The 22,324-nt window shown below is 71.5% G+C and carries 19 protein-coding genes; 11 read left to right on the plus strand and 8 right to left on the minus strand.

The features are described 5' to 3' along the window. Nucleotides 1-9 precede the first annotated feature (9 nt). A complete protein-coding gene (locus ABZX11_RS03550; RefSeq protein ID WP_354909518.1) occupies nt 10-1,239 on the plus strand; it encodes an MFS transporter in 1,230 nt (409 codons plus the stop codon). Then, nucleotides 1,236-2,189 (plus strand): hypothetical protein, encoded by a 954-nt coding sequence (locus tag ABZX11_RS03555; protein ID WP_354909521.1) that lies wholly within the window; start codon nt 1,236-1,238, stop codon nt 2,187-2,189. Before ABZX11_RS03550 ends, ABZX11_RS03555 begins: the two co-directional genes overlap by 4 nt. Here the strand turns inward: ABZX11_RS03555 and iolD are convergent. From iolD to ABZX11_RS03590, 7 genes are read right to left on the minus strand one after another with little or no spacing between them, the layout of a single operon-like run. Beyond that, a complete protein-coding gene (gene iolD, locus ABZX11_RS03560; RefSeq protein WP_354909523.1) occupies nt 2,174-4,009 on the minus strand; it encodes a 3D-(3,5/4)-trihydroxycyclohexane-1,2-dione acylhydrolase (decyclizing) in 1,836 nt (611 codons plus the stop codon). The genes ABZX11_RS03555 and iolD overlap by 16 nt on opposite strands. Then, on the minus strand, nt 4,006-4,896 hold the full coding sequence (gene iolB / locus ABZX11_RS03565) for a 5-deoxy-glucuronate isomerase (protein WP_354909525.1): 891 nt from the start codon (nt 4,894-4,896) through the stop codon (nt 4,006-4,008). The genes iolD and iolB overlap by 4 nt, the downstream gene beginning before the upstream one ends. Next, complete coding sequence (gene iolC, locus ABZX11_RS03570; protein WP_176172238.1) at nt 4,893-5,822, minus strand: 5-dehydro-2-deoxygluconokinase; 930 nt, start codon at nt 5,820-5,822, stop codon at nt 4,893-4,895. Before iolC ends, iolB begins: the two co-directional genes overlap by 4 nt. Next, on the minus strand, nt 5,819-6,598 hold the full coding sequence (locus ABZX11_RS03575) for an ATP-binding cassette domain-containing protein (RefSeq protein ID WP_354909528.1): 780 nt from the start codon (nt 6,596-6,598) through the stop codon (nt 5,819-5,821). Before ABZX11_RS03575 ends, iolC begins: the two co-directional genes overlap by 4 nt. After that, nucleotides 6,595-7,638: an ABC transporter permease gene (locus ABZX11_RS03580; RefSeq protein ID WP_176172236.1), complete on the minus strand. Its 1,044-nt coding sequence runs from the start codon at nt 7,636-7,638 to the stop codon at nt 6,595-6,597. Before ABZX11_RS03580 ends, ABZX11_RS03575 begins: the two co-directional genes overlap by 4 nt. Beyond that, nucleotides 7,635-8,633 carry a sugar ABC transporter substrate-binding protein gene (locus tag ABZX11_RS03585; RefSeq protein ID WP_354909531.1) on the minus strand — a complete coding sequence of 333 codons (999 nt, stop codon included), beginning with the start codon at nt 8,631-8,633 and terminating at the stop codon, nt 7,635-7,637. The genes ABZX11_RS03580 and ABZX11_RS03585 overlap by 4 nt, the downstream gene beginning before the upstream one ends. 23 nt (nt 8,634-8,656) lie before the next feature. Next, nucleotides 8,657-9,535, minus strand: a complete 879-nt coding sequence (locus tag ABZX11_RS03590; protein ID WP_176172234.1) for a TIM barrel protein — start codon at nt 9,533-9,535, stop codon at nt 8,657-8,659. Nucleotides 9,536-9,660: 125 nt separating this feature from the next. Between ABZX11_RS03590 and ABZX11_RS03595 the strand changes: the two genes are divergently transcribed. From ABZX11_RS03595 to ABZX11_RS03605, 3 genes are all read left to right on the plus strand, one after another. Beyond that, on the plus strand, nt 9,661-10,662 hold the full coding sequence (locus ABZX11_RS03595; protein ID WP_354909849.1) for a LacI family DNA-binding transcriptional regulator: 1,002 nt from the start codon (nt 9,661-9,663) through the stop codon (nt 10,660-10,662). Nucleotides 10,663-10,664: 2 nt separating this feature from the next. Next, nucleotides 10,665-11,663: a Gfo/Idh/MocA family oxidoreductase gene (locus ABZX11_RS03600; RefSeq protein WP_354909533.1), complete on the plus strand. Its 999-nt coding sequence runs from the start codon at nt 10,665-10,667 to the stop codon at nt 11,661-11,663. A 178-nt stretch (nt 11,664-11,841) separates the two neighbouring features. Beyond that, the gene (locus ABZX11_RS03605) at nt 11,842-12,324 is read left to right on the plus strand and encodes a GNAT family N-acetyltransferase (RefSeq protein WP_354909534.1); all 483 of its coding nucleotides are present in this window, start codon (nt 11,842-11,844) and stop codon (nt 12,322-12,324) included. Between the two features lie 52 nt (nt 12,325-12,376). Here the strand turns inward: ABZX11_RS03605 and asnB are convergent, their stop codons facing one another. After that, nucleotides 12,377-14,218 carry an asparagine synthase (glutamine-hydrolyzing) gene (gene asnB, locus ABZX11_RS03610; RefSeq protein ID WP_354909535.1) on the minus strand — a complete coding sequence of 614 codons (1,842 nt, stop codon included), beginning with the start codon at nt 14,216-14,218 and terminating at the stop codon, nt 12,377-12,379. Between the two features lie 401 nt (nt 14,219-14,619). Between asnB and kdpF the strand changes: the two genes are divergently transcribed. The 6 genes from kdpF to ABZX11_RS03640 are packed head-to-tail and all read left to right on the plus strand — an operon-like array spanning nt 14,620 to nt 22,309. Beyond that, on the plus strand, nt 14,620-14,721 hold the full coding sequence (kdpF, locus tag ABZX11_RS03615; protein WP_176172230.1) for a K(+)-transporting ATPase subunit F: 102 nt from the start codon (nt 14,620-14,622) through the stop codon (nt 14,719-14,721). Nucleotides 14,722-14,758: 37 nt separating this feature from the next. Next, nucleotides 14,759-16,420 (plus strand): potassium-transporting ATPase subunit KdpA, encoded by a 1,662-nt coding sequence (gene kdpA / locus ABZX11_RS03620; RefSeq protein WP_176172229.1) that lies wholly within the window; start codon nt 14,759-14,761, stop codon nt 16,418-16,420. Beyond that, a complete protein-coding gene (gene kdpB, locus ABZX11_RS03625) occupies nt 16,417-18,462 on the plus strand; it encodes a potassium-transporting ATPase subunit KdpB (protein WP_354909538.1) in 2,046 nt (681 codons plus the stop codon). The genes kdpA and kdpB overlap by 4 nt, the downstream gene beginning before the upstream one ends. Nucleotides 18,463-18,466: 4 nt before the next feature. Next, on the plus strand, nt 18,467-19,078 hold the full coding sequence (locus ABZX11_RS03630) for a potassium-transporting ATPase subunit C (RefSeq protein WP_354909540.1): 612 nt from the start codon (nt 18,467-18,469) through the stop codon (nt 19,076-19,078). A 4-nt stretch (nt 19,079-19,082) separates the two neighbouring features. Then, the gene (locus ABZX11_RS03635) at nt 19,083-21,614 is read left to right on the plus strand and encodes a DUF4118 domain-containing protein (RefSeq protein WP_176172226.1); all 2,532 of its coding nucleotides are present in this window, start codon (nt 19,083-19,085) and stop codon (nt 21,612-21,614) included. After that, a complete protein-coding gene (locus tag ABZX11_RS03640) occupies nt 21,611-22,309 on the plus strand; it encodes a response regulator (protein ID WP_176172225.1) in 699 nt (232 codons plus the stop codon). The genes ABZX11_RS03635 and ABZX11_RS03640 overlap by 4 nt, the downstream gene beginning before the upstream one ends. Nucleotides 22,310-22,324 lie beyond the last annotated feature (15 nt).

Below are 22,324 nucleotides of genomic sequence, written 5' to 3' on the forward strand. Positions count from 1 at the left end.
GGCCCGGGCATGTACATCGCGGCAAGCCGTACCTCGGACCTGGCGTCGGGAACCGACCGCAAGCCGGCGCTGAAGCGGGTGTCCGCCAACGTGCTGGTGCTCGGGATGGTCAGCCTGGTCACCGACGTCTCGTCGGAGATGGTCACCGCCGTCCTCCCGCTCTACCTGGTGCTCGGTCTCGGCCTGAACCCGCTGCAGTTCGGGCTGCTCGACGGGCTCTACGCCGGCGCCACCGCGGTCGTGCGGGTGCTCGGCGGGCACCTCGCCGACCGGTGGCGGCGGCTCAAGGCGGTCGCCGGGTTCGGGTACGGCTTGTCCGCGGTGTGCAAGCTCGGCCTGGTCGCGGCCGGATCGTCGGTCGCGGCCATCGGGGTCGTCCTCGCCGCCGACCGCACCGGCAAGGGCCTGCGCACCGGCCCGCGTGACGCGCTCATCTCGCTGTCCAGCGAGCCGGCCACCCTCGGCCGGTCGTTCGGGGTGCACCGGGCGATGGACACCGTCGGCGCGTTCCTCGGCCCGCTGGTGGCGATGGCGGTGCTCGCGCTGAGCCTCGGCAGCTACTCCAGCGTGTTCTTCACCAGCTTCTGCATCGCGGCTATCGCCGTGCTGCTGCTGGCCCTGTTCGTCCGCGACCGGCCCGGCGGCGTCGACCGCGCGGCGGTGTCCGCACGGGCCGCGTTCGGCCTGCTGCGGCAGCAGGACTTCCGGCGCGTGGCGCTCTGGGCCGCCCTGCTGGGCCTGGTGACGGTCGGCGACTCGTTCGTCTACCTCGTCCTGCAACGCCGCTGGGAGATCGCGGCGACGTACTTCCCGCTGCTGCCGCTGGGCACCGCCGGGGTCTACCTGCTGCTGGCCGTGCCGCTCGGCAAGCTCGCCGACCGCGTCGGCCGCTGGCCGGTGTTCCTCGGCGGGCACGTGGCCCTGTGCCTGGCCCTGGTGCTGCTCTGCGGCCCGGCCTACGCGGTGCTCCCCGTCGTCGCGCTCGCCCTGCACGGCGTGTTCTACGCGGCCACCGACGGTGTCCTGATGGCCGCGGCAGGCCCGCTCGTCCCGGCCGGCCTGCGCGCCACCGGGCTGGCCGTGGTGCAGACGGGCCAGGCCGTGGCCCGGATGCTCTCCTCCGTCCTGTTCGGACTGGCGTGGACGCTGTGGGACCTGCGGCCCGCGGTGCTCGTCGCCGCGGTCTGCCTGGCCGCCGTCGCCCTCGCCGCCGCCTTCGCGAAACCGGTGCGCCCGTGAAGAAACTCGTCCTCGCCCTCACCGGCACGGCCCTGCTGGTCGCGGCCGCCGTCACGTACACGGTCAGCGCGCGCCACGACACGGCGGACGCCGAACCCGCCGCCGCGCTGACCCTGGCACCCGGCCAGCTGCTGTTCCGCGACACCGCCACCGGCCGCGTCGGGGCCGTCCCGCTCGCCGACCCGCAGGCGAAACCGCGGCTCGGCGAGCTGAAGTGCGACCGGTTCGCGGTGGCGAAGGGGACGGCGGTGTGCTTGGCGGTCAAGCCGGGGACGCTCCCGGCGATCACCGATGTCCTCGTCCTCGACGACCACCTCGCCGTCCGCCACACCGAAACCCTGCCCGGCACGCCGAGCCGGGCGCGCGTCTCGCCGGACGGCAAGCGCGTCTACTGGACGCTGTTCGTCACGGGTGATTCCTACGCGGAGACCGGCTTCTCGACCCGCGCCGGGCTCTACGAGGTCGAGACCGGACGGCTGGTCAAGACGATCGAGGAGCTCCCGGTCTTCAAGGACGGCGAACGCTACTTCGCCCACGACGTCAACTACTGGGGCATCACCTTCGCCCCCGACGGCAACCGTTTCTACGCCACCCTCGGCAGCAAGGGCAAGACGTACCTGGTCGAAGCCGACTACGGGCGCTACCGGGGCAAGACCCTCCGCGAGAACGTCGAGTGCCCGTCGCTGTCCCCGGACGGCAAGCGGGTCGCGTTCAAGAAGAAGGTCGGCGAGGGTGCCTGGCGGCTGTCCGTCCTGGATCTCGGAACGCTCAAGGAGACGGAGCTCGCCGAGACCCGCAGCGTCGACGACCAGGCCCTCTGGCAGGACGACCACACGATCCTCTACGGGCTGGAGAACGCCGTCTGGGCCGTCCCGGCGGACGGCTCCGGCGCGCCGCGGCAGCTCCACGCCGGGGCGGCGTCGCCGGCCGTCACTCAGGACCCGAGGTAACGCACCTGACCGCCCTTCCCGCGTTCGAACTCCTCCCGTCCGGCCAGGTGCTCCGGCACGCCGACCTCCCACCACGCCCCGGCTTCGGTCCAGCTCGACGGCTGCGTCTTCACCACGACGACGGCCGGACGCCGCTCCGAAACGGCCGCCTCGCGAGCCGACGCGTACGCCTCCCGCAGAGAGTCCACAGTGGACGCCGTGAACACGACACACCCGAGTGACTCCGCGTGGCGGGCGAAGTCGACTCGCGGCGGCGAGGCGTGCGAAGTCGTGCAGTCGGCGTAGAAGTTGTTGAACGGCTTCCCGCCCTGGCCCTCCTGCAGCCGCGCGATCACGGCGTACCCGTCGTTGTCGCAGACCACGGCGACGAACGGGTGACCGGCAAACGCGGCCGAGAACAGCTCCGAGTTCAGCATCAGGTACGAGCCGTCACCCAGCAGCGTGGTCACCAGGCCCGGGTGGGCGATCGCGGCACCCCACGCGCCGGACAGCTCGTAACCCATGCAGGAGAAGCCGTACTCGACGTCCATCGAGACCGCACCGGACCCGCGCCAGCCGCCGATCAGCTCGCCCGGCAGCCCACCCGACGCCGTCATGACGTAGTCCTCCGCCGCCGAGAGGTCGTTGACCACCCCGACGACCTGCGCGTACGACGGCAGCTCCGCGGCGGACGAGCGCAGCGAGTCGATGTGCGCGTCCCAGGAAGCCCGCTCGGCCGAGGCCCGCGACGTCCACGAGGAGTCGACCCGCCAGCTCTCCAGCTGGGCGGCGAGATCCGTCAGGCCCGCGTCGGCGTCCCCGACCACCGACAGCGCGCCGTGCTTCACCGCGTCGAACCGGGCCGCGTTGAGCGACACCAGCCGGACGTCGGGGGAGAAGACCGTCCAGGACGCCGTCGTGAAATCCTGCAGCCGCGTCCCCACCGCGAGCACGACGTCCGCGGCCGCCGCGAGGACGTTCGCCGACGTCGAGCCGGTGATGCCGAGCGGGCCCGCGTGCAGCGGGTGCTCGTGCGGCACCAGCGTCCGGCCCGCGGTGGTCTCCACGAGCGGGATCCCGTGCCGCTCGGCGAACTCCAGCGCGCGCTGCCCGGCACCGGAGTAGCGGACGCCGCCGCCGAGCACCAGCAGCGGCCGTTTCGAAGCCCGCAGGACCCCGGCCGCTTCGGTGACCGAACGCCGGTCCGGGCGAGGGCGCAGCGGCCGGTGCGTCACCGGGGCGAACAGTTCGTCCGGGAAGTCGTACGTCTCGGCCTGGACGTCCTGCGGCAGGGCGAGGGTCACCGGCCCGGCGTCGGCCGGGTCCGTGAGCACCCTGACGACCTGCGGCAACGTCGAGATCAGCTGCTCGGGCCTGGTGATCCGGTCGAAGTAGCGCGAGACCGCGCGGAAGGCGTCGTTCACCGTCGCGGTCGCGTCGCCGAACGGCTCGATCTGCTGCAGCACCGGGTCCGGCGCGCGATTGGTGAACGTGTCGCCCGGCAGCAGCAGCACCGGCAGCCGGTTCGCGTGCGCGACCCCGGCCGCGGTCACCATGTTCAGCGCGCCCGGCCCGATCGACGACGTCGCCACGCCGACCTGCCGCCGGTGCGTGGCCTTCGCCAGCCCGACCGCGGCCAGCGCCATGCCCTGCTCGGTGTGCCCGCGCCAGACCGGGATGTCCCCGCGGTGCTCCTCCAGCGCGGTGCCGAGGCCGAGGACGTTGCCGTGCCCGAAGATCGCGAACACGCCGGGGAACAGCGGGACTTCGCGGCCGTCGAGGGTTTCCGAGCGCTGGGCGAGGAGCCAGCGGACCAGCGCCTGAGCCGTCGTCAGCTTCACTGCACACGCCCTTCGTGACTCGTGACGGGGCACCGCGGATCCAGCTCCTGCGTCGCCCACGTGTCGCGGACCCAGCCGTGCGCGGGGTCGTCGCAGAACGCCATGGACCGCTGCTCGGCCGGCCCGGCCAGGACGTTCAGGTAGTACATCGGGTAACCCGGCGCGGCCACGCACGGCCCGTGGTAGCCGCGCGGGATGAGGAAGACGTCGTGATCGCGCACGGCGACGTCCTCGTCCAGCTCGCCGTCGCTCGTGTACGTCCGGTGCAGGCCGAAGCCTTCGCGGGACGGCGTGACGCCGTCGCGGCCGGCGATGCGGAAGTAGTAGATCTCCTCGTTGACGACCTCGCACTCGGTCGCCTCGTCGTGCTTGTGCGGCGGGTAGGACGACCAGTTGCCGCCCGGGGTGATCAACTCGCACGCGTTGAGCTTGTCGGCGTGGTCCCACACCCCGGGCACGCCGAAGTTGGTCACCTGGCGGGTCGCCTGCCCGGCTCCGCGGACCTCGACCGGGACGTTCTCCGCCGGGCCGTACCCGGCCTCCAGGCGGCGGGTGCAGCGGGCCATCGGCAGCGCGACCTCGAGCCCGTCCGTTGTCGACAACTCGACTTCGGCCTCCCGTGGCACGTACGCGAAGTCCGTCACCCGCGTGAAGACCGACTCACGGCCGCGGAGTTCGAACACCTGCCCGTCGACCCGGACGGTCGCGGACCCGGCCAGCGGCAGCACGAACGCCTCGAACTCGCCGGTGTGCAGGATGCGCACTTCGCCGGGAGCCAGGGAGAGCACCCGCAGCCCGGAGTACCGCCACCCGGCGGTGTCCGGGGTGAGCCGGACCGGGTCGGTGCCGTCGGAAAGTGTCCCGAGTGGACGGTGCAGCTTGCTCACAGCAGCTCCTCGATTTCGGCCGCGGTCGGCATGGCGTCGGCGCAGGCCAGCCGGGACGCCACCAGCGCGCCCGCCGCGTTCGCGTACTCGGCGATCCGCACCGGGTCCCAGCCCGAAAGCAGCCCGTGGATCAGCGCCCCGCCGAAGCCGTCGCCTGCCCCCAGCCCGCAGACGACCTCGACGCGTTGCGGCGGCACGGTCGAGCGCCCCTCCGGCGTCGCCACCAGGACACCCTCGGCGCCCTTCTTGATCACGGCCAGCCGGAGGCCGCGTTCGAGCAACCGGTCGGCGGCCGTGTCCGGGTCCGCGGTACCGACGGCCACCTCCACCTCGGTGCGGTTGCCGACCGCGGCCGTGACGTGGTCGAGCATCCCGCCGATCTCGGCACGGGCCTGCTCGGCCGACGGCCAGAACATCGGCCGGTAGTCCAGGTCCAGGACGGTGTGGTCCCGCCGGCCGCGGGCTTCGAGGATCTTCCGCTGGGTCGCCCGGGCCGGTTCCGCGGACACGCCGGTGCCGGTGACCCACAGCAGCGGCACCGACTCGACGACGTCCCACGGCACGTCCTCGTCGGTCAGCGTCAGATCGGGGGCGATGGGGGAGCGGTAGAACAGCAGTGGCGGGTCCGCGGGCGGGTTCAGCTCGCAGAACACGACCGGCGTCTGCAGGTCCGGCGCCGTGCCCACGAACTCCGGCGAGACGCCGAAGCCGTCGAGGGCCTGCCGCACGTAGCCGCCGAAGCCGTCCGGGCCGACCTTGGTGAGCACCGCCGTGCGCCGGCCGAGCCGCGCGGCGGCGACCGCGACGTTGGTCGCGGTCCCGCCGAGCGACTTGGCGAACGTGCTGACCCCGGCCAGCGGCACGCCGCTCTGTTCCGGGTAGAGGTCCACCCCGACCCGGCCGATCGTCAACGCCTCCAGACTCACGCCTTTTCCACCTGCCGCAGCTCGTGTTCGAGGGCTTCCAGTTCGGCACCGCCCGCCATCTGGCGAGTCAGCTCGTTGATGTCGATGTCCTTCTTCTCGTACGACCCGAGCGCGGCACCCCGCTTGAGCAGCAGGAACCGGTCGGCCACCGGGTAGGCGTGGTGCGGGTTGTGCGTGATGAGCACGACGCCGAGCCCGCGGTCACGGGCCTGGGCGACGTACTTCAGCACCACCCCGGCCTGCTTGACACCCAGCGCCGCCGTCGGCTCGTCGAGGATCAGCACCTTCGCGCCGAAGTACACCGCCCGCGCGATCGCCACGCACTGGCGTTCGCCGCCGGAGAGCGTGCCGACCGGCTGCTCGACGTCCCGCAGGTCGATGCCCATGTCGGACAACGCCTTCTTGGTCGTCTCGCGGCCCTTCTTCCGGTCGAGCATCTTGAACGGGCCGAACCCGGTCGTCGGCTCGGAACCGAGGAAGAAGTTCCGCCAGACGCTCATCAGCGGCACCACGGCGAGGTCCTGGTACACGGTCGCGATGCCGCGATCCAGGGCCTCGCGCGGCGAGGAGAACCGGACCGGCTCACCTTCGACCAGGAACTCGCCGCGGTCGTGCTGGTGCACGCCGGCCAGGATCTTGATCAGCGTGGACTTCCCGGCGCCGTTGTCGCCGAGCACGCAGGTGACCTCGCCGGCGTTGACCACAGTGGACACATCGCGCAGCGCGATGACGCTGCCGTAGGTCTTCCCGATGTCCCTGACTTCCAGCAAGCTCATCGGCGTACCCTCTCCGCGCGGCGCCGGAAGGCGTTGTTGACCAGGACCGCGGCCAGCAGCATGACGCCGAGGAACAGCATGAACCAGTCGCTGTTCCACTGCGCGAACACGATGCCCTGCCGCGCCATGCCGAAGATCAGCGCGCCGATCGCCGCGCCCACCGCCGAGCCGAACCCGCCGGTGAGCAGGCAGCCGCCGATCACCGCGGCGATGATGTACTGGAACTCCAGCCCGATGCCCTGGTTCGCCTGGACGCTGGCGAAGCGCAGGATGTTGATCGAGCCGACCAGCCACGCGCCGAGCGCGGTGCCCATGAACAGCAGGATCTTCGTGCGCACCACCGGCACGCCGACCGAGCGGGCCGACACCTGCGACCCGCCGACGGCGAAGATCCAGTTGCCGAACCGGGTCCGCACCAGCAGCCACGCGGCGATCGCGGTGACGACGATCCACCAGACGATCGACGACTGGAACTCGGTGCCGCCGATGTCGAAGGTCGAGGCGAACAGCCCGCCGGCCGACTCGTAGCCGCTGGTCGAGCGCATGCCCGAGACCTGGACGGTGTTGGTGACCAGCCGTGTCACGCCGAGGTTGAGGCCCTGCAGGGCCAGGAACGACCCCAGCGTGACGATGAAGCTGGGCAGCCCGGTCTTCATCACCAGCCAGCCGTTGAACGCGCCGACGCCGAGCGCGAACACCAGCGACGCCAGCAGCGCGAGCCAGACGTTCCAGCCCGCCTGCGTCGCCAGGATCGCGGTGACCAGCGACGTCGACGCCGTCATGACGCCGGCCGAGAGGTCGAACTCGCCGCCGACCATGAGCAGCGCGACCACCACGGCCATGATCCCGAGCGTCGAGGAGTCGTCCAGCCAGGTCGCCACGCCCAGCGGGCTGAGGAACTGGCCGGTGACCACCGAGAAGAACGCGAAGACGAGCACCGCCCCGAGGAGCGCGCCGATCTCGGGCCGGACGACCAGGCGGTCGACCAGGCTCTTCTGCGCGACGCGCTCGTCGGGCTGGGCTTGGATGGCTGCGGTCATCGCGTGCCGCGCTGCGCGTACGGGGCGATGGTGTCGATGTTGGTCTTGTCGACGAAGCCCGGACCGGTCTGGACGGGCTTGCCACCGCCGATGGTGTTGCCGTTTTCCTTGTACAGCTTCAGGAACACGATCGGCAGGTAGCCCTGCTCGTACTGCTGCTGGTCGACGGCGAAGAGGATGCTGCCGTCCTTGATGGCCGTGACGACGTCGGCGTTCAGGTCGAAGGTGGCCACCTGGGCCTTGGAGCTCGCTTCCTTGGCGGCGGCGACGGCACGGGCGGCGACCTGCGAGTTCAGCGCCAGCACGGCGTCGATCGACGGGTCGGACTGCAGCGCGCCGCGGATCCGGGCCTGCGCGTCGGTCGGGTTGGAGATGTCGACCTGCAGCGTCGTGACGTTGCCGAAGGTCTGCTTCGCGCCGTCACAGCGCTGGTTCTGGCCGATGTTGCCTGCCTCGTGGATGACGCACAGCAGCTTCGTCTTGCCCGCCGCCTTCAGCCGCTGGCCCGCGCCCTGGCCCGCGAGGCCCTCGCTCTGCCCGACGTGCGCGATCGCGCCGAACTGGGCGCTGAAGTCCTCGCCGGAGTTGATGGTGATGACCGGGATGCCGGCCTTCACCGCGTTCTGGATCGACGTCTGCAGGGCCTGCGGGTTCGCCATCGAGACGACCAGGCCGCCGACCTTCTGCGCGACCGCGTTGTCGATCAGCCGGGCCTGGTTGCCCGGGTCGCCGTCGGAGAAGTAGTCGACGCCGACGTTCAGGTCCTTGCCCGCCTGCTCGGCGCCGTTCTTCACGACGTTCCAGAAGGCGTCGCCCGCGCTGCCGTGCGTGACCACGGCGACCTTGAGCGGGCCGCCGGTGCTCGGGGCCGCGGCCGACGGGCTGCCGCTGGCGCTGCTGCTCGAGTTGTCGGCCGTCGGGCCGCTGCAGGCGGACAGGACGAGCCCGGCGGCGGCGATCGCCGCCACGCCCGCCAGCTTCTTGAGAGAGAACACAGTCACTCCTTTGGGACCAGGTTTCAGAGGGAGTCGGTGATCTTCGCGAGGTGGGTCAGGCTGCGCTCGGTGTCCCGCCGGGGTAGGTCGTCGGGGCTCTCCGCGCCGAGGGCGGTGTCCTGTTCGAGGACGTACCAGCCGTCGTAGCCCGCGGCCTGGACGGAGCGCACCATCGCCGCCACGTCCACGTCGCCCTCGCCGAGCGGGGTGTACATGCCCCGCCCGACCGCGTCGGTGTAGCCGAGCCGTCCCGCGCGGACCTCGGCCGCCAGGTCTTCCCGGACGTCCTTGAGGTGCACGTGGCCCACCCGTTCGGGATACCGCTTCGCCAGCTCCACCGGATCCGTCCCGCCGATCATCAGGTGCCCGGTGTCGAGGCACAACCCGAGATCGGAGTCGGCGAGGAAGCGCTCGACCTCGGCCTGCTGCTCCACGTGCGTCCCGACGTGCGGGTGCAGCACCGTGCGCAGGCCGTGGGCGGCGGCGATGTCGCGGATCCTGCCCGCCGTTTCGACCAGCGTCGCCCACTCGGTGTCGCTCAGCCGCGGGCGGTCGTCGTAGCCGTCGAGCCCCGTCGCGGCGGCGAGGACCAGGACGTCGCCCCCGCAGGCGGCGAAGAGCGCGGCCGACTCCTCGGCTTCCTCGAGCGCCTTCTCCTGGTTCTCGTGCAGGACCACGGCGAGGAAGCCGCCGACGAGCGTCAGGTCGTACCCGGCGAGGAGCTCGCGCAGGGCGGCCGGCTCGCGTGGCAGGTACCCGGGCGGGCCGAGTTCGGTGGCCTGCACGCCCAGCGCGGCCATCTCGCCGAGCACGGTCGCCGCGTCCAGCACCCGGCCCCAGCCCGGGACTTCGCAGACGCCCCAGGAGATCGGGGCGGCGGCCACGCGGATCGTCGCTGTCACAAGGGGCCTCCGTTGGTCCGTTGGAGCGCTCTATTGATTAGAGCGCTCTAATCTTGTAGCGTCCGTCACAGCAAGTCAAGGCCGAGTTTTCCGAGATCAGGGGAGGTGGGGTCGTGCGTCCGACGATGGAGGACGTCGCCGCGCGGGCGGGAGTTTCCCGCGCGCTGGTCTCCCTGGTGATGAACAATTCACCGAAGGTCTCCGAGGCCCGGCGCGCGGCGGTGCTGCGCGCGGCCGAAGAACTCGGCTACCAGCCGCACGTGATGGCGCGGTCGCTGGCCAGCCGGACGTCCACCGTGCTCGGTGTGATGGTCAACGACCTGCGCAACGCCTTCTTCGCCGACATCGTCGAGGAACTGGACGCCGCCGCGCAGGCGGCCGGGTTCGACCTGATCCTCAACACGGGCGGCCGCAGTCCCACTCGGGAGTGGAACGCCCTGCACAACCTGCTTTCCTTCCGCCCGGCCGGGATCATCCTGCTCTCCCCGGTCGTCCCGGCGGCGTCGATCCAGGTCGCGGCCAAGCAGTGCCCGGTCGTCCTGGTGTCGCGGACGGTCCGTTCGTCCATTGTGGACACGGTGAACGACGACGGCGAGGCGGGGTCGGCACTGGCGGTCGACCACCTGGTCGGCCTCGGGCACCGGCGCATCGCCCACCTCGACGGCGGCGGCGCGGCCGGCGCGGCACAGCGGCGGCGCGGGTTCGAGGCGGCGATGCGGCGGCACGGCCTCGAGCCGATCGTCGTGCGCAGCGAGCACACCGACATCGGCGGCGAGAACGCGGTGCGGGAGCTGCTCGCCGAGTACGGGCGCCCCGAGCTGCCGACGGGGTTGGTCGCCGGCAACGACTTCAACGCCGTGGGCGCGATGTCGGCGCTCGAAGAGGCCGGGCTGCGGGTGCCGGAGGACGTCTCGGTGGTCGGCTACGACAACACCTCGCTCGCCGCGCTGCGGCACCTGTCCCTGACCACGGTGGACCAGCCACGCAAGGACATGGCGCGGCTGGCGTTCGAAGCGCTGATCGAGCGCGTCCGCGGGGAGCGCACGGAGCCGGTCCGGCACCTGCTGCACCCGTCTTTGGTGGTCCGGGCGACCACCGGTCCGTTTTCTCACACAGGAGGAGCTTGACGATGAGGTTGGGACTGGCGGGCACCGGCCGGATCGGCACCGCGCACGCGGAGACGCTGAAGGGGTTCGAGGAGGTCGACTCGGTCGTCGTGGCCGACGTCGACACCGCGCGGGCCGCGTCCGCCGCCGCGAAACTCGGCGTCGAATCGGCGGGGCTCGACGAGCTGTTCACCGCGGGGCTGGACGGCCTGGTCGTCACCGCGGCCACGGACGCGCACCCCGGCCTGATCATCGCGGCGGTCGACGCGGGCATCCCGGTGTTCTGCGAGAAGCCGGTGGCCGCGGACATCCCGGGCACGCTGGCGGTGATCGACCGGATCAGCGCGTCGGACGTGCCGGTCCAGATCGGCTTCCAGCGCCGCCTCGACGCGGGCTACGCGGCGGCACGGGCGGCGGTCGCGTCCGGCGAGCTGGGCTGGCTGCACACGCTCCGCGCGACGACGTTCGACCCGGCGCCCCCGCCGGCCGGGTACGTCGCCCACTCGGGTGGGTTGTTCCGCGACTGCGGCGTCCACGACTTCGACATCATCCGCTGGGTGAGCGGCCGCGAGGTCGACGAGGTGTACGCGATCGGCGCCAACCGCGGCGAGCAGTTCTTCGTGGACGCGGGCGACGTCGACACGGCGGCGGCGACACTGACCCTGGACGACGGAACCCTGGCCACGGTGTCGCTGACCCGCTACAACGGCGCGGGCTACGACGTGCGGCTCGACGTGCTGGGCTCGGTGTCGGGCGTGGTGGTCGGCCTGGACGACCGGGCGCCGCTGCGGTCGGTGGAGCCGGGGGTCGCCCCGCTGCCCGGGCCGGCTTATCCGGGGTTCATGGAGCGCTTCCGCCCGGCGTACACGACGGAGCTGCGCGCGTTCCTGGACGTGGTCGCGGGCCGGGCGCCTTCACCGTGCGGGGCGGCGGACGCTCTGGAGGCGTTCTACATCGCGGAGGCTTGCGAGGTCTCCCGGCGGGAACGGCGGCCGGTGAAGCTGGCGGAGGTCCGCCGGTAGCCGGAACTCACGCGATCCAGCCCGGAACTCGCGTGATCCAGGCCGGAACTCACGGGATTGAGGCGGAAGTTGCGAGTTACGGCCTCGATCACGCGGGTCACGGCCCTGATCACGCGGGTTACGGGCCGGAGCGCGAAATCCGTTCGCGTGGGCGGATGGCGGCGGCGAAGATCCAGGCATGATCGTGCTGACTCCGCTGGACGAGGCCGCCCTGGTGCGGCTGCTCGAAGCCGCCGAGGCCGGGGCCGATCCCCTGGACGTCATGCCTCCGGTCGGCGGGCCGCCCGGGTGGACGTCCGCGCGCCGGGACGCCTTCCTCGCGTTCCACCGCGCCCGGTGCCTGGACCCGGCGACCGCGGTGGAACGCACCTGGGTGATCGACGCCGACGGCGTGGCGGTCGGCGCGGCCCGGCTGGAACCCCACGGCGACGCGGTCGAGGCGGGCATCTGGCTGGCCCGCGCCGCCCGTGGGCGGGGGATCGGCAAGCAGGTGACGGCGTTGCTGCTCGCCGAGGCCCGTGCGAGCGGCGCGGCCGGGATCGTCGCCTCGACGACCGTGGACAACCGCGGTGCCCAGTCGCTGCTCGCCGGGATCGGTGCGGACCTCACCGTCGACGGCGACGAGGTGGCCGCGGACCTACGGCTCGGCCGGAGCCGGTGACCGGCCCGGCGCGGGCGGACCGCGCCGGACCGGCGACCGGCGACCGGCGACCTCAGCCGAGCTGCAACTCCGGGTTGTACATCTCGATCCAGTGGTACAGGTCGAGCAGCCGGTCGAGGCCGATGCGTGCCGCCGGGGGCATCGTCGCCGGGTCCACTTCGGACACCCGGTGTGCCCAGGTGCGGTCGACCAGGTCGAACACCGGGTGACCCGGCTCGGCCAGGACCTCCTTGACCTGCTGCTGCAACGCCGCCGCGTAGCCCGGGTCCTGCGTCGACGGGTACGGGCTCTTCACCCGCTGCGCGACCGAAGAAGGCAGGACGTGCGAAGTCGCGTGACGCAGGAGGCTCTTCTCGCGGCCGTCGAACGTCTTCAGCGACCACGGCGTGTTGTACACGTACTCGACCAGCCGGTGGTCGCAGAACGGCACCCGCACCTCCAGGCCCACCGCCATCGACGCACGGTCCTTGCGGTCCAGCAGCATCCGCACGAACCGGGTCAGGTGCAGGTGGCAGATGGTCCGCATCCGCGCTTCGAGCGCGGACTCGCCGTCGAGGTGGTCCACCGAAGCGACCGCGGAGGCGTACTGGTCGGCGATGTAGGACTCGACGTCGAGCTTCTTCACCAGCTCCGGCGTGTACAGCGTCGAGCGCTCGTCCATCATCGAGGTGCGGAACGCCAGCCACGGGAACGTGTCCGCGTTGACGGCCTTCTCGTCGTGGAACCAGCGGTAGCCGCCGAACACCTCGTCGGCCGACTCGCCGGACAGGGCCACCGTCGACTCGCCGCGGATCGCCTTGAACAGCAGGTACAGCGAGGTGTCCATGTCGCCGAGGCCGGCCGGGATGTCCCGCGCCCGCAGCACCGCGCGGCGCACCTCGGGGTCGGTCAGCTCGGCCGGGTTGAGGACGACGTCCTGGTGCGCCGAACCCACCAGGGCGGCGACGTCGCGGACGAACGGCGAGTCGGCCGTGTCGCGCATCTCGTCCGGCTGGAAGTTCTCCTCCTGACCGAAGAAGTCGACGGAGAACGTCCGCAGCTGCTCGCCCTGCTCGGCCAGCCGCGCGGCCGCGAGCCCGGTGACGGCGCTGGAGTCCAGGCCGCCCGACAGCAGGACGCAGCGGGGGACGTCGGCGACGAGCTGGCGGTTGACGATGTCGGTCATCAGCTCGCGGACGCGGGCGACCGTGGTCTCCCGGTCGTCCGTGTGCTGCTTCGCGTCCAGCTTCCAGTAGGTGCGGGTCCTGATGCCCTCGCGGGACACGGTGACGATCGTGCCGGGCTGCACCTCCTCCATGTCCTTCCACAGCGACCAGCCCGGCCGCTTGGTGAAGCCGGCGAGCTCGCGCAGGCCGTCGAGGTCGACGACCTTCTTGGCGAGGGGGTTGGCGAGGATGGCCTTCGGCTCGGAGCCGAAGAGGACGCCGTCGCGGGTCGGGTAGTAGTAGAACGGCTTGATGCCCATCCGGTCGCGGATCATCACCAGCCGGTCGTCGCGCTCGTCCCAGATCGCGAAGGCGTACATGCCGTTGAGGTGGTCGACGACCTCGTCGCCCCACTGCAGGTAACCGTGCAGCACGACCTCGGTGTCGCTGTCGGTCTTCCACCGGTGGCCGAGCTTCGTCAGCTCTTCCTTCAGTTCGGTGAAGTTGTAGGCCTCACCGCTGTAGACCATGGCCACCGCGCCGTTCGGCGTGGCCACCGTCATCGGCTGACGGCCGCCGGGCAGGTCGATGATGGCCAGGCGCCGGTGTCCCAGCGCCACGTGCTCGCGCACCCACGTCCCCGAGTCGTCCGGCCCGCGGCAGGCCATGGTCCCCGTCATGGCGTCGACCACGTCCTGGCGGCGGGTGAGGTCGGCGTCGTAGGAAACCCAGCCGGCGATACCGCACATAGGTGATCCCCTCTCCCAAGATTTGCTTAGCCGATACAACTATCGGTAACACAGGTGTAACACGGGCTGTAGATCTTGTCTGCCCGATTTGCACGTTCCGCACCTGTTCGATCACGCAGTGTGTCGCGTGTCACTAACCAACTGCATGCAGTGACAACGAGGCAAACGTTTGCGTGACGGCCGCCACCAGCCGTCAAGACGGCGTAAACGGGTGTCAGCAACGCATCAAGAGGCCGTCAGCCGCAGGTCGGGACGGGGTCCCGGAACCGCAGAGTGAGCTGTCCGGTCACCGAACCCGGTGACCCGTCTTGAGAGGTGCCTGTGGCCGACTTGCTCTACGCCGTGCTCCTGATCGGCGTTTTCGTGGTGCTCGCGCTAGCGCTGCGCGGGCTGGAGAAGCTGTGAGCGGCGCGGGATCCGTGGCCAACGTCGTCGGCGGACTGCTGGCGCTCGGCCTGCTCGTGTACCTCTTCATCGCGCTGATCAAGCCGGAGAAATTCTGATGCGTCCCGACGTACTTTTCCCCGCGGAGGGGCTGAAATGACCGATGTCACGGCCGGGCTCATCCAGCTCGGCCTGCTCCTCGCCGCACTCGCCGTGGTCTACAAACCGCTCGGCGACTACCTGGCGCGGGTCTTCTCGACCGAGAAGCACCTGAAGCTGGAAAAGGGCCTCTACAAGCTCTTCCGCGTCAACCCGGACTCCGAGCAGCGGTGGCCGACCTACGCCGCGGGCGTGCTCGGCTTCTCGTTCGTCTCGGTCGTCCTGCTCTACCTGCTGCAGCGCCTGCAGCCGCTGCTGCCGTGGGACCTGGGCCGCGGCTCGGTGAGCCCCGGCGTCGCCTTCAACACGGCGATCTCGTTCGTCACCAACACGAACTGGCAGTCCTACGTCCCCGAGACGACGATGGGCCACTTCGTGCAGATGGCCGGGCTGACCGTGCAGAACTTCCTGTCGGCGGCCGTCGGCCTGGCCGTGGCGATCGCGGTGACGCGGGGCTTCGTGCGGGCGAAGACCGACCGGCTCGGCAACTTCTGGGTCGACCTCACCCGGGGCACGATCCGCGTGCTGCTGCCGATGGCGTTCGTGTTCGCCCTCGTGCTGGTCGCGCTCGGCGTGGTGCAGAGCCTCAAGGCCGGCGTCGCCGTGACGAACCCGGACGGCAGCCACAGCACCATCGCGCTGGCCCCGGCGGCGAGCCAGGAGGCGATCAAGGAACTGGGCACCAACGGCGGCGGCATCCTCAACGCCAACTCCGCGCACCCGTTCGAGAACCCCAACGCCTGGACGAACCTGATCGAGCTGTTCCTCATCCTGGTCATCCCGGTCAGCCTGACCCGCGCGTTCGGGACGCTGGTCGGCAACCGCCGCCAGGGGTACGTCCTGCTGAGCGTGATGGGCCTGCTGTGGGCGGCCTCGCTGGTCCTCATCTGGTTCTCGGAGGCCAAGGCGAACAACCCGGCCGCGCTGGCCGCGGGCGCGAGCATGGAAGGCAAGGAACAGCGCTTCGGCATCGGCCTGACGTCGATCTTCGCCGACACCACCACCGGCACCTCGACCGGCGCGATCAACGGCGCGCACGACAGTCTTTCGGGGCTCGGCGGCGGGGGACCGCTGCTGAACATGCTCTACGGCGAGATCTCGCCCGGCGGCGTGGGCACCGGCCTCTACGGCATCCTCGTCATGGCGATCATCGCGATGTTCCTGGCCGGCCTGATGGTCGGGCGCACGCCGGAGTACCTGGGCAAGAAGCTCGGCAAGCGCGAGGTGACCTGCGCGGCGATCGCGATGCTGGCGATGCCGACGGTCGTGCTCCTCGGTTCCGGGATCGCCCTGCTGCTGCCGGGCACGGCGGGCGCGCTCGGCAACTCCGGCGCGCACGGCCTGTCCGAGATCCTCTACGGCTACGCCTCGACCGGCAACAACAACGGCAGCGCGTTCGGTGGCCTGACCGCGACGAGCGACTGGTTCCAGTCGTCGTTCGCCGTCGCCATGGCGTTCGGCCGGTTCGTGCCGATCCTCGCCGTGCTCTGCCTGGCCGGTTCCCTGGCCGCCCAGCGCAAGGTGCCCGAGACCGCGGGCACCTTGCCGACCACCGGGCCGCTGTTCGCCACCCTGCTCACCGGCACGGTGGTGCTCGTCGCGGCCCTCACGTTCATCCCGGCGCTCGCGCTCGGGCCCATCGCGGAGGCACTCGCATGACCGTCACCGAAGAGCGACCCCAGGTGACTCCCGCCGAACCCACCGGCCGAGTCGGGGCCGGCGTGTTCAGCCCGCGCCAGCTCTGGACGTCGCTGCCGGAGGCGTTCCGGAAGCTGAACCCGAAGCACCAGCTGGGCAACCCGGTGATGTTCGTGGTGTGGGTCGGTTCGGCGCTCACCACCGTCTTCGCCGTCACCGACCCGAGCGTCTTCACCATCCTCATCGCCGTCTGGCTGTGGTTCACGGTCCTGTTCGCGAACCTCGCCGAAGCCGTCGCCGAAGGGCGAGGGAAGGCGCAGGCGGAGAGCCTGCGGCGGTCGAAGAAGGAGACCGTCGCCCGCCGGCTCACGGCGAACGGGGAAGAGCAGGTCCCGGGGGTCGAGCTGAAGATCGGCGACCTCGTCGTCGTCGAAGCGGGTCAGGTGATCCCGGGCGACGGCGACGTCGTCGAGGGCATCGCGACCGTCGACGAGTCGGCCATCACCGGCGAGTCCGCCCCGGTCATCCGCGAGTCCGGTGGCGACCGGAGCGCGGTCACCGGCGGCACGACCGTGCTGAGCGACCGGATCGTCGTGAAGATCACGACCAAGCCGGGCGAGTCCTTCGTGGACCGCATGATCGCGCTGGTGGAAGGCGCTTCGCGGCAGAAGACGCCGAACGAGATCGCGCTGACGATCCTGCTCTCGACGTTGACGATCATCTTCCTGCTCGCCGTCGTGGCCCTGCAGCCGATGGCCCGCTACTCCGGCTCCGAGCAGTCCGTGATCGTGCTGACCGCGCTGCTGGTCTGCCTGATCCCGACGACGATCGGCGCGCTGCTGAGCGCGATCGGCATCGCCGGCATGGACCGCCTTGTCCAGCGCAACGTGCTGGCGACCAGCGGCCGCGCGGTGGAGGCCGCCGGCGACGTCTCGACGCTGCTGCTGGACAAGACCGGCACGATCACCTTCGGCAACCGCCGCGCCACCGAGCTGATCCCGGTCGGATCGTCCACACCGGACGAACTCGCCCGTGCCGCCCGGCTGGCCAGCCTGGCCGACGAGACCCCCGAGGGCCGCAGCGTCGTCGAGCTGACGGCGGAGCACGCGGACCGGGACGAGCACGGCGAGTTCGTCCCCTTCACCGCGCAGACCCGGATGAGCGGCATCGACATCGGCAGCAGGCGAATCCGCAAGGGGGCGGCGAGCGCGGTCCGCGCGTGGGTGCGCGACAACGGCGGCGACTTCCCCGACGAGACCGAGCGGGTGGTCGACGAGATCAGCGCCCAGGGCGGCACCCCGCTGGTCGTCGCGGAGGAAATCGTCGTGCGCGGCGTGATCCGGCTGTCCGACGTCGTCAAGCCGGGCATGAAGGAGCGCTTCGCCGAACTGCGCTCGATGGGCATCAAGACGGTGATGATCACCGGCGACAACCCGCTCACCGCGAAGGCCATCGCCGCGGACGCCGGCGTCGACGACTACCTCGCCGAGGCCAAGCCCGAGGACAAGATGGCCCTCATCAAGCAGGAGCAGGAGGGCGGGCGGCTGGTCGCGATGACCGGCGACGGCACCAACGACGCCCCCGCCCTCGCGCAGGCCGACGTCGGCGTCGCGATGAACACCGGCACCTCGGCCGCCAAGGAGGCCGGGAACATGGTCGACCTCGACAGCGACCCGACCAAGCTGATCGAGATCGTCGAGATCGGCAAGCAGCTGCTGATCACCCGCGGCGCGCTGACGACCTTCAGCGTCGCCAACGACCTGGCCAAGTACTTCGCGATCCTGCCCGCGATGTTCACCGGCATCTTCGCCCAGCTCGGCGCGCTCAACATCATGCACCTGGCCACGCCGAAGTCGGCGATCCTCTCCGCGGTCATCTTCAACGCGCTGATCATCGTCGTGCTCATCCCGCTGGCCCTGCGCGGCGTGCGGTACAAGCCGTCGTCGGCCTCCGCCCTGCTGCGCCGCAACCTGCTCGTCTACGGCCTCGGCGGGATCGTCAGCCCCTTCCTCGGGATCTGGCTGATCGACCTGCTCGTGCGCCTCATCCCCGGAATCGGGTGACACCGTGAACACACTCGTCAAACAGACCTGGGCGGGGCTGCGTGTCCTGCTCGTGCTGACCGTCCTGCTCGGCGTCCTCTACCCCCTCTCCGTGTGGGCGATCGCCCGCATCCCCGGCCTGGAGGGCAACGCCGAAGGCTCGTTGGTGACGCAGAACGGCCAGGCCGTCGGCTCGTCGCTGATCGGCGTCGACCCCGTGCCCGCCGACCCCGCCCACGACCCCTGGTTCCACACCCGCCCCTCGGCGCTCGCGAAGGACGCGCTCGGCCCCGGCGACCCGTCGACCTCCGGCGCGTCCAACAAGGGGCCGTACAACGAGGACCTGGTGAAGACCATCGGCGAGCGCAAGGACGCCATCGCCAAGCGCGAAGGCGTGACGCCCGATCAGGTGCCACCGGACGCGGTGACGGCGTCGGGCTCGGGCCTCGACCCGGCGATCAGCGTCGCCTACGCCGAGCTCCAGGCCCCGCGGGTCGCCCGCAACACCGGCCTGCCCCTCGACCGGGTGAAGCAGCTGATCGAGCAGAACACGAGCGGGGCCGGGATCGGTGTCCCCGGCGTCACTGTGCTCCCGCTCAACTTGGCCGTGCGCGCGGCGGCCGGAGGGGCACACTGACACCGTGACCACGGAGAACGGGAAGCCGCGTCGAGGGGAACTGAGGATCTACCTCGGCGCGGCTCCGGGCGTCGGCAAGACCTTCGCCATGCTCGGCGAGGCGCGGCGGCGCCTGGACCGCGGGACCGACGTCGTCGTCGGGCTGGTGGAGACGCACGGTCGCGCGAAGACCGCGGAGCTCCTCGAGGGCCTCGAAGCCGTCCCGCGGCGCCGGGCCGGGCACCGCGGCCGCGAGTTCGAGGAGATGGACCTCGACGCCGTCCTGGCCCGCGCGCCCGAGGTCGCCGTCGTCGACGAGCTGGCCCACACCAACGTGCCGGGCTCGCGCAACGCCAAGCGCTGGCAGGACGTCGAAGAGCTCCTGGACGCGGGCATCGACGTCCTCTCCACGGTCAACGTCCAGCACCTGCAGAGCCTCAACGACGTCGTCGAGCGGATCACCGGCGTCACCCAGCAGGAGACCGTCCCGGACGAGGTCGTCCGCCGCGCCGAACAGCTGGAACTGGTCGACATCACGCCGGAGGCGCTCCGGCGGCGGCTCGCGCACGGCAACGTCTACCCGGCCGAGCGGATCGACGCCGCCCTCGGCAACTACTTCCGCCCCGGCAACCTCACCGCCCTGCGCGAACTGGCGCTGCTGTGGGTGGCCGACCAGGTCGACGTCGCCCTCCAGCGCTACCGGGCCGAGCAGCGCATCACCGACACGTGGGAGGCCCGCGAACGCGTCGTCGCTTCGATCACCGGCGGCCCGGAGAGCGAGACGCTCATCCGCCGGGCCAGCCGCATCGCCACCCGCGCCGGCGCCGAGCTGCAGGTGGTGCACATCCTGCGCGGCGACGGCCTGGCCGGGATCAGCCCCGCCTCGATGGCCCGCTACCGCAAGCTCGCCGAGGAGGTGGGGGCGACGTTCCACACGGTCGTCGGCGACGACGTGCCTGCCGCGCTCCTGGACTTCGCCCGCGGGGTCAACGCGACCCAGCTCGTCATCGGCACCTCACGCCGCTCGCGGGTGGCGCGACTGTTCGACGAGGGCATCGGCGCCTCGGTGGTCCGGCGGTCGGGGCCGATCGACGTGCACATGGTCACCCACGAAGAGGCGGGCGGGCGGCTGCGGGCGCGGCTCGGCACCAGCCCGCTCGGGTTCTCGCGGCTGGTGACGGGCTGGGTGCTGGGCATCGTGCTGCCGGTGCTGGTCACCCTGGTCGGCGTCTTCCTGCCGAGCGGGCTCGACTTCGCCACCGACGTCATCGCCTACGTGCTGGCCACGGTCGTCGTCGCCCTGGTCGGCGGCCTCGGCCCGGCGCTGGTCGCGGCCGTCTTCGGTGCCGGGCTGCTCAACTTCTTCTTCACGCCGCCGCTCTACACGCTCAACGTGCACACCCCGCAGAACCTGGTGACGCTGATCGCGATGGTCGTGGTCGCGGTGCTGGTCGCGCTGGTCGTCGACCAGGCCGCGCGCCGGGCCGCGCAGGCGGCGCGGGCCCGGACCGAGGCGGCCCTGCTGGCCTCCTACGCCCGGACCGTGCTGACCCACGCGAACCCGATCGAGCGGCTGCTGGCCAAGCTCCGCGAGAACTTCGCGCTGACGTCGGTGACGCTGCTGGAGAAGCAGGACGGCGTCTGGCAGTGCGTGGCGACCGCGGGGGAGCACCCCTGCACCGACCCGGACGAGGCGGACGTCGACATCGCCGTCACCGCCGACGTCCACCTGACCCTGCGCGGGCGGGCGCTGCCCGCGGCGGACCGGCGGGTGCTGGAAGCCGTGGCCGGCCAGGCCCTGCTCGCCCTGCGGCAGCAGCGGATGGCGGCCGCGGCGGCCCGCGCCGAGCGCAAGGCCGAGGCGACCGAGCTGCGCACGACGCTGCTCTCGGCCGTCGGCCACGACCTGCGGACGCCGCTGACCTCGATCAAGGCGTCGATCGGCAGCCTGCGCGCGCCCGACCTGGCACTGTCCGAAGAGGACACCGCGGAGCTGATGGAGGCCATCGAGCTGTCCGCCGACCGGCTCGCCGGCCTGATCGACAACCTGCTCGACTCGTCCCGGCTGGCGACCGGGGCGGTCAAGCCGCACCTGCGCCCGGTGGGCTACGACGAAGTCGTCGCGCACGCGCTGTCCAATGTAGACAACTCGGACGACGTCGTGGTGGCGATCGACGACGACCTCCCGTCGGTGCTGGCCGATCCCGGTCTGCTGGAGCGGGTGGTGGCGAACGTGCTGGACAACGCCCTGCGCCACGGCGGGGCCCCGGTCTCGGCGCGGGCCAGCGCGCACTCCGGCCGGGTCGAGCTGCGGATCGTCGACCACGGCAAGGGCCTGCGCAAGGGGGCGGCGGACTCGGCGTTCGCGCCGTTCCAGCGGCTCGGCGGCGACCGGGACACGACGCCGGGCGTCGGGCTCGGGCTGTCGGTGGCGAAGGGGTTCACCGAGGCGATGGGCGGCACCATCCGCGCCGAGGACACCCCGGGTGGCGGGCTCACGGTCGTGGTCGCCCTGCCCGCGTTCAGTGTGGAGTACGAACAGGAGGGGGTGCGATGAGCGACCCGGGCGCCACCGTGCTGGTGGTGGACGACGAGCCGCAGATCGTGCGGGCACTGCGGATCAACCTGACCGCCCGCGGCTACAAGGTGATCACCGCGCACGACGGCACGGCCGCGTTGAAGGCGGTGGCCGAGACCAAGCCCGACGTCGTCGTGCTGGACCTCGGCCTGCCGGACCTCGACGGCACGGAGGTGATCGCGGGCCTGCGCGGCTGGACGACGGTCCCGATCATCGTGCTGTCCGCCCGCGGCGACTCGGCGGACAAGGTCGAGGCGCTGGACGCGGGCGCCGACGACTACGTGACGAAGCCGTTCGGCATGGACGAGCTGCTGGCCCGCCTGCGGGCGGCGGTCCGCCGCTCGGCGGTGGCGGGCGCGGACGGCGCCGACGCGGTGGTCGACACGGCGTCGTTCACCGTGGACCTGGCGGCGAAGAAGGTCCGCCGCCACGACGGCGTGGAGGTCCACCTGACGAAGACGGAGTGGGGCGTGCTGGAGCTGCTGGTCCGCAACCGCGGCCGGCTGGTGGCGCAGAAGCAGCTCCTGCACGAGGTGTGGGGCCCGTCGTACGAGACGGAGTCGCACTACCTGCGGGTGTACCTGGCCCAGCTGCGGCGCAAGCTGGAGCGCGAGCCCTCCCGGCCCCGGCACCTGCTGACCGAACCCGGGATGGGCTACCGCTTCGAGGTCTGACCCGGTGGGTACTCC

The organism is Amycolatopsis sp. NPDC004169, from assembly GCF_040610315.1.
Taxonomy (GTDB): domain Bacteria; phylum Actinomycetota; class Actinomycetes; order Mycobacteriales; family Pseudonocardiaceae; genus Amycolatopsis.

Coding starts and splice junctions, on each gene's coding strand:
- asnB (WP_354909535.1), bottom strand. CDS start 14,218: ATGTGCGGTATCGCCGGCTGGGTTTCCTACGACGCCGACCTCACCCGC.
- ABZX11_RS03575 (WP_354909528.1), bottom strand. CDS start 6,598: ATGAGCTTGCTGGAAGTCAGGGACATCGGGAAGACCTACGGCAGCGTC.
- ABZX11_RS03605 (WP_354909534.1), top strand. CDS start 11,842: ATGATCGTGCTGACTCCGCTGGACGAGGCCGCCCTGGTGCGGCTGCTC.
- ABZX11_RS03600 (WP_354909533.1), top strand. CDS start 10,665: ATGAGGTTGGGACTGGCGGGCACCGGCCGGATCGGCACCGCGCACGCG.
- kdpA (WP_176172229.1), top strand. CDS start 14,759: ATGACCGATGTCACGGCCGGGCTCATCCAGCTCGGCCTGCTCCTCGCC.
- ABZX11_RS03640 (WP_176172225.1), top strand. CDS start 21,611: ATGAGCGACCCGGGCGCCACCGTGCTGGTGGTGGACGACGAGCCGCAG.
- kdpB (WP_354909538.1), top strand. CDS start 16,417: ATGACCGTCACCGAAGAGCGACCCCAGGTGACTCCCGCCGAACCCACC.
- ABZX11_RS03580 (WP_176172236.1), bottom strand. CDS start 7,638: ATGACCGCAGCCATCCAAGCCCAGCCCGACGAGCGCGTCGCGCAGAAG.
- ABZX11_RS03595 (WP_354909849.1), top strand. CDS start 9,661: ATGGAGGACGTCGCCGCGCGGGCGGGAGTTTCCCGCGCGCTGGTCTCC.
- ABZX11_RS03550 (WP_354909518.1), top strand. CDS start 10: ATGTACATCGCGGCAAGCCGTACCTCGGACCTGGCGTCGGGAACCGAC.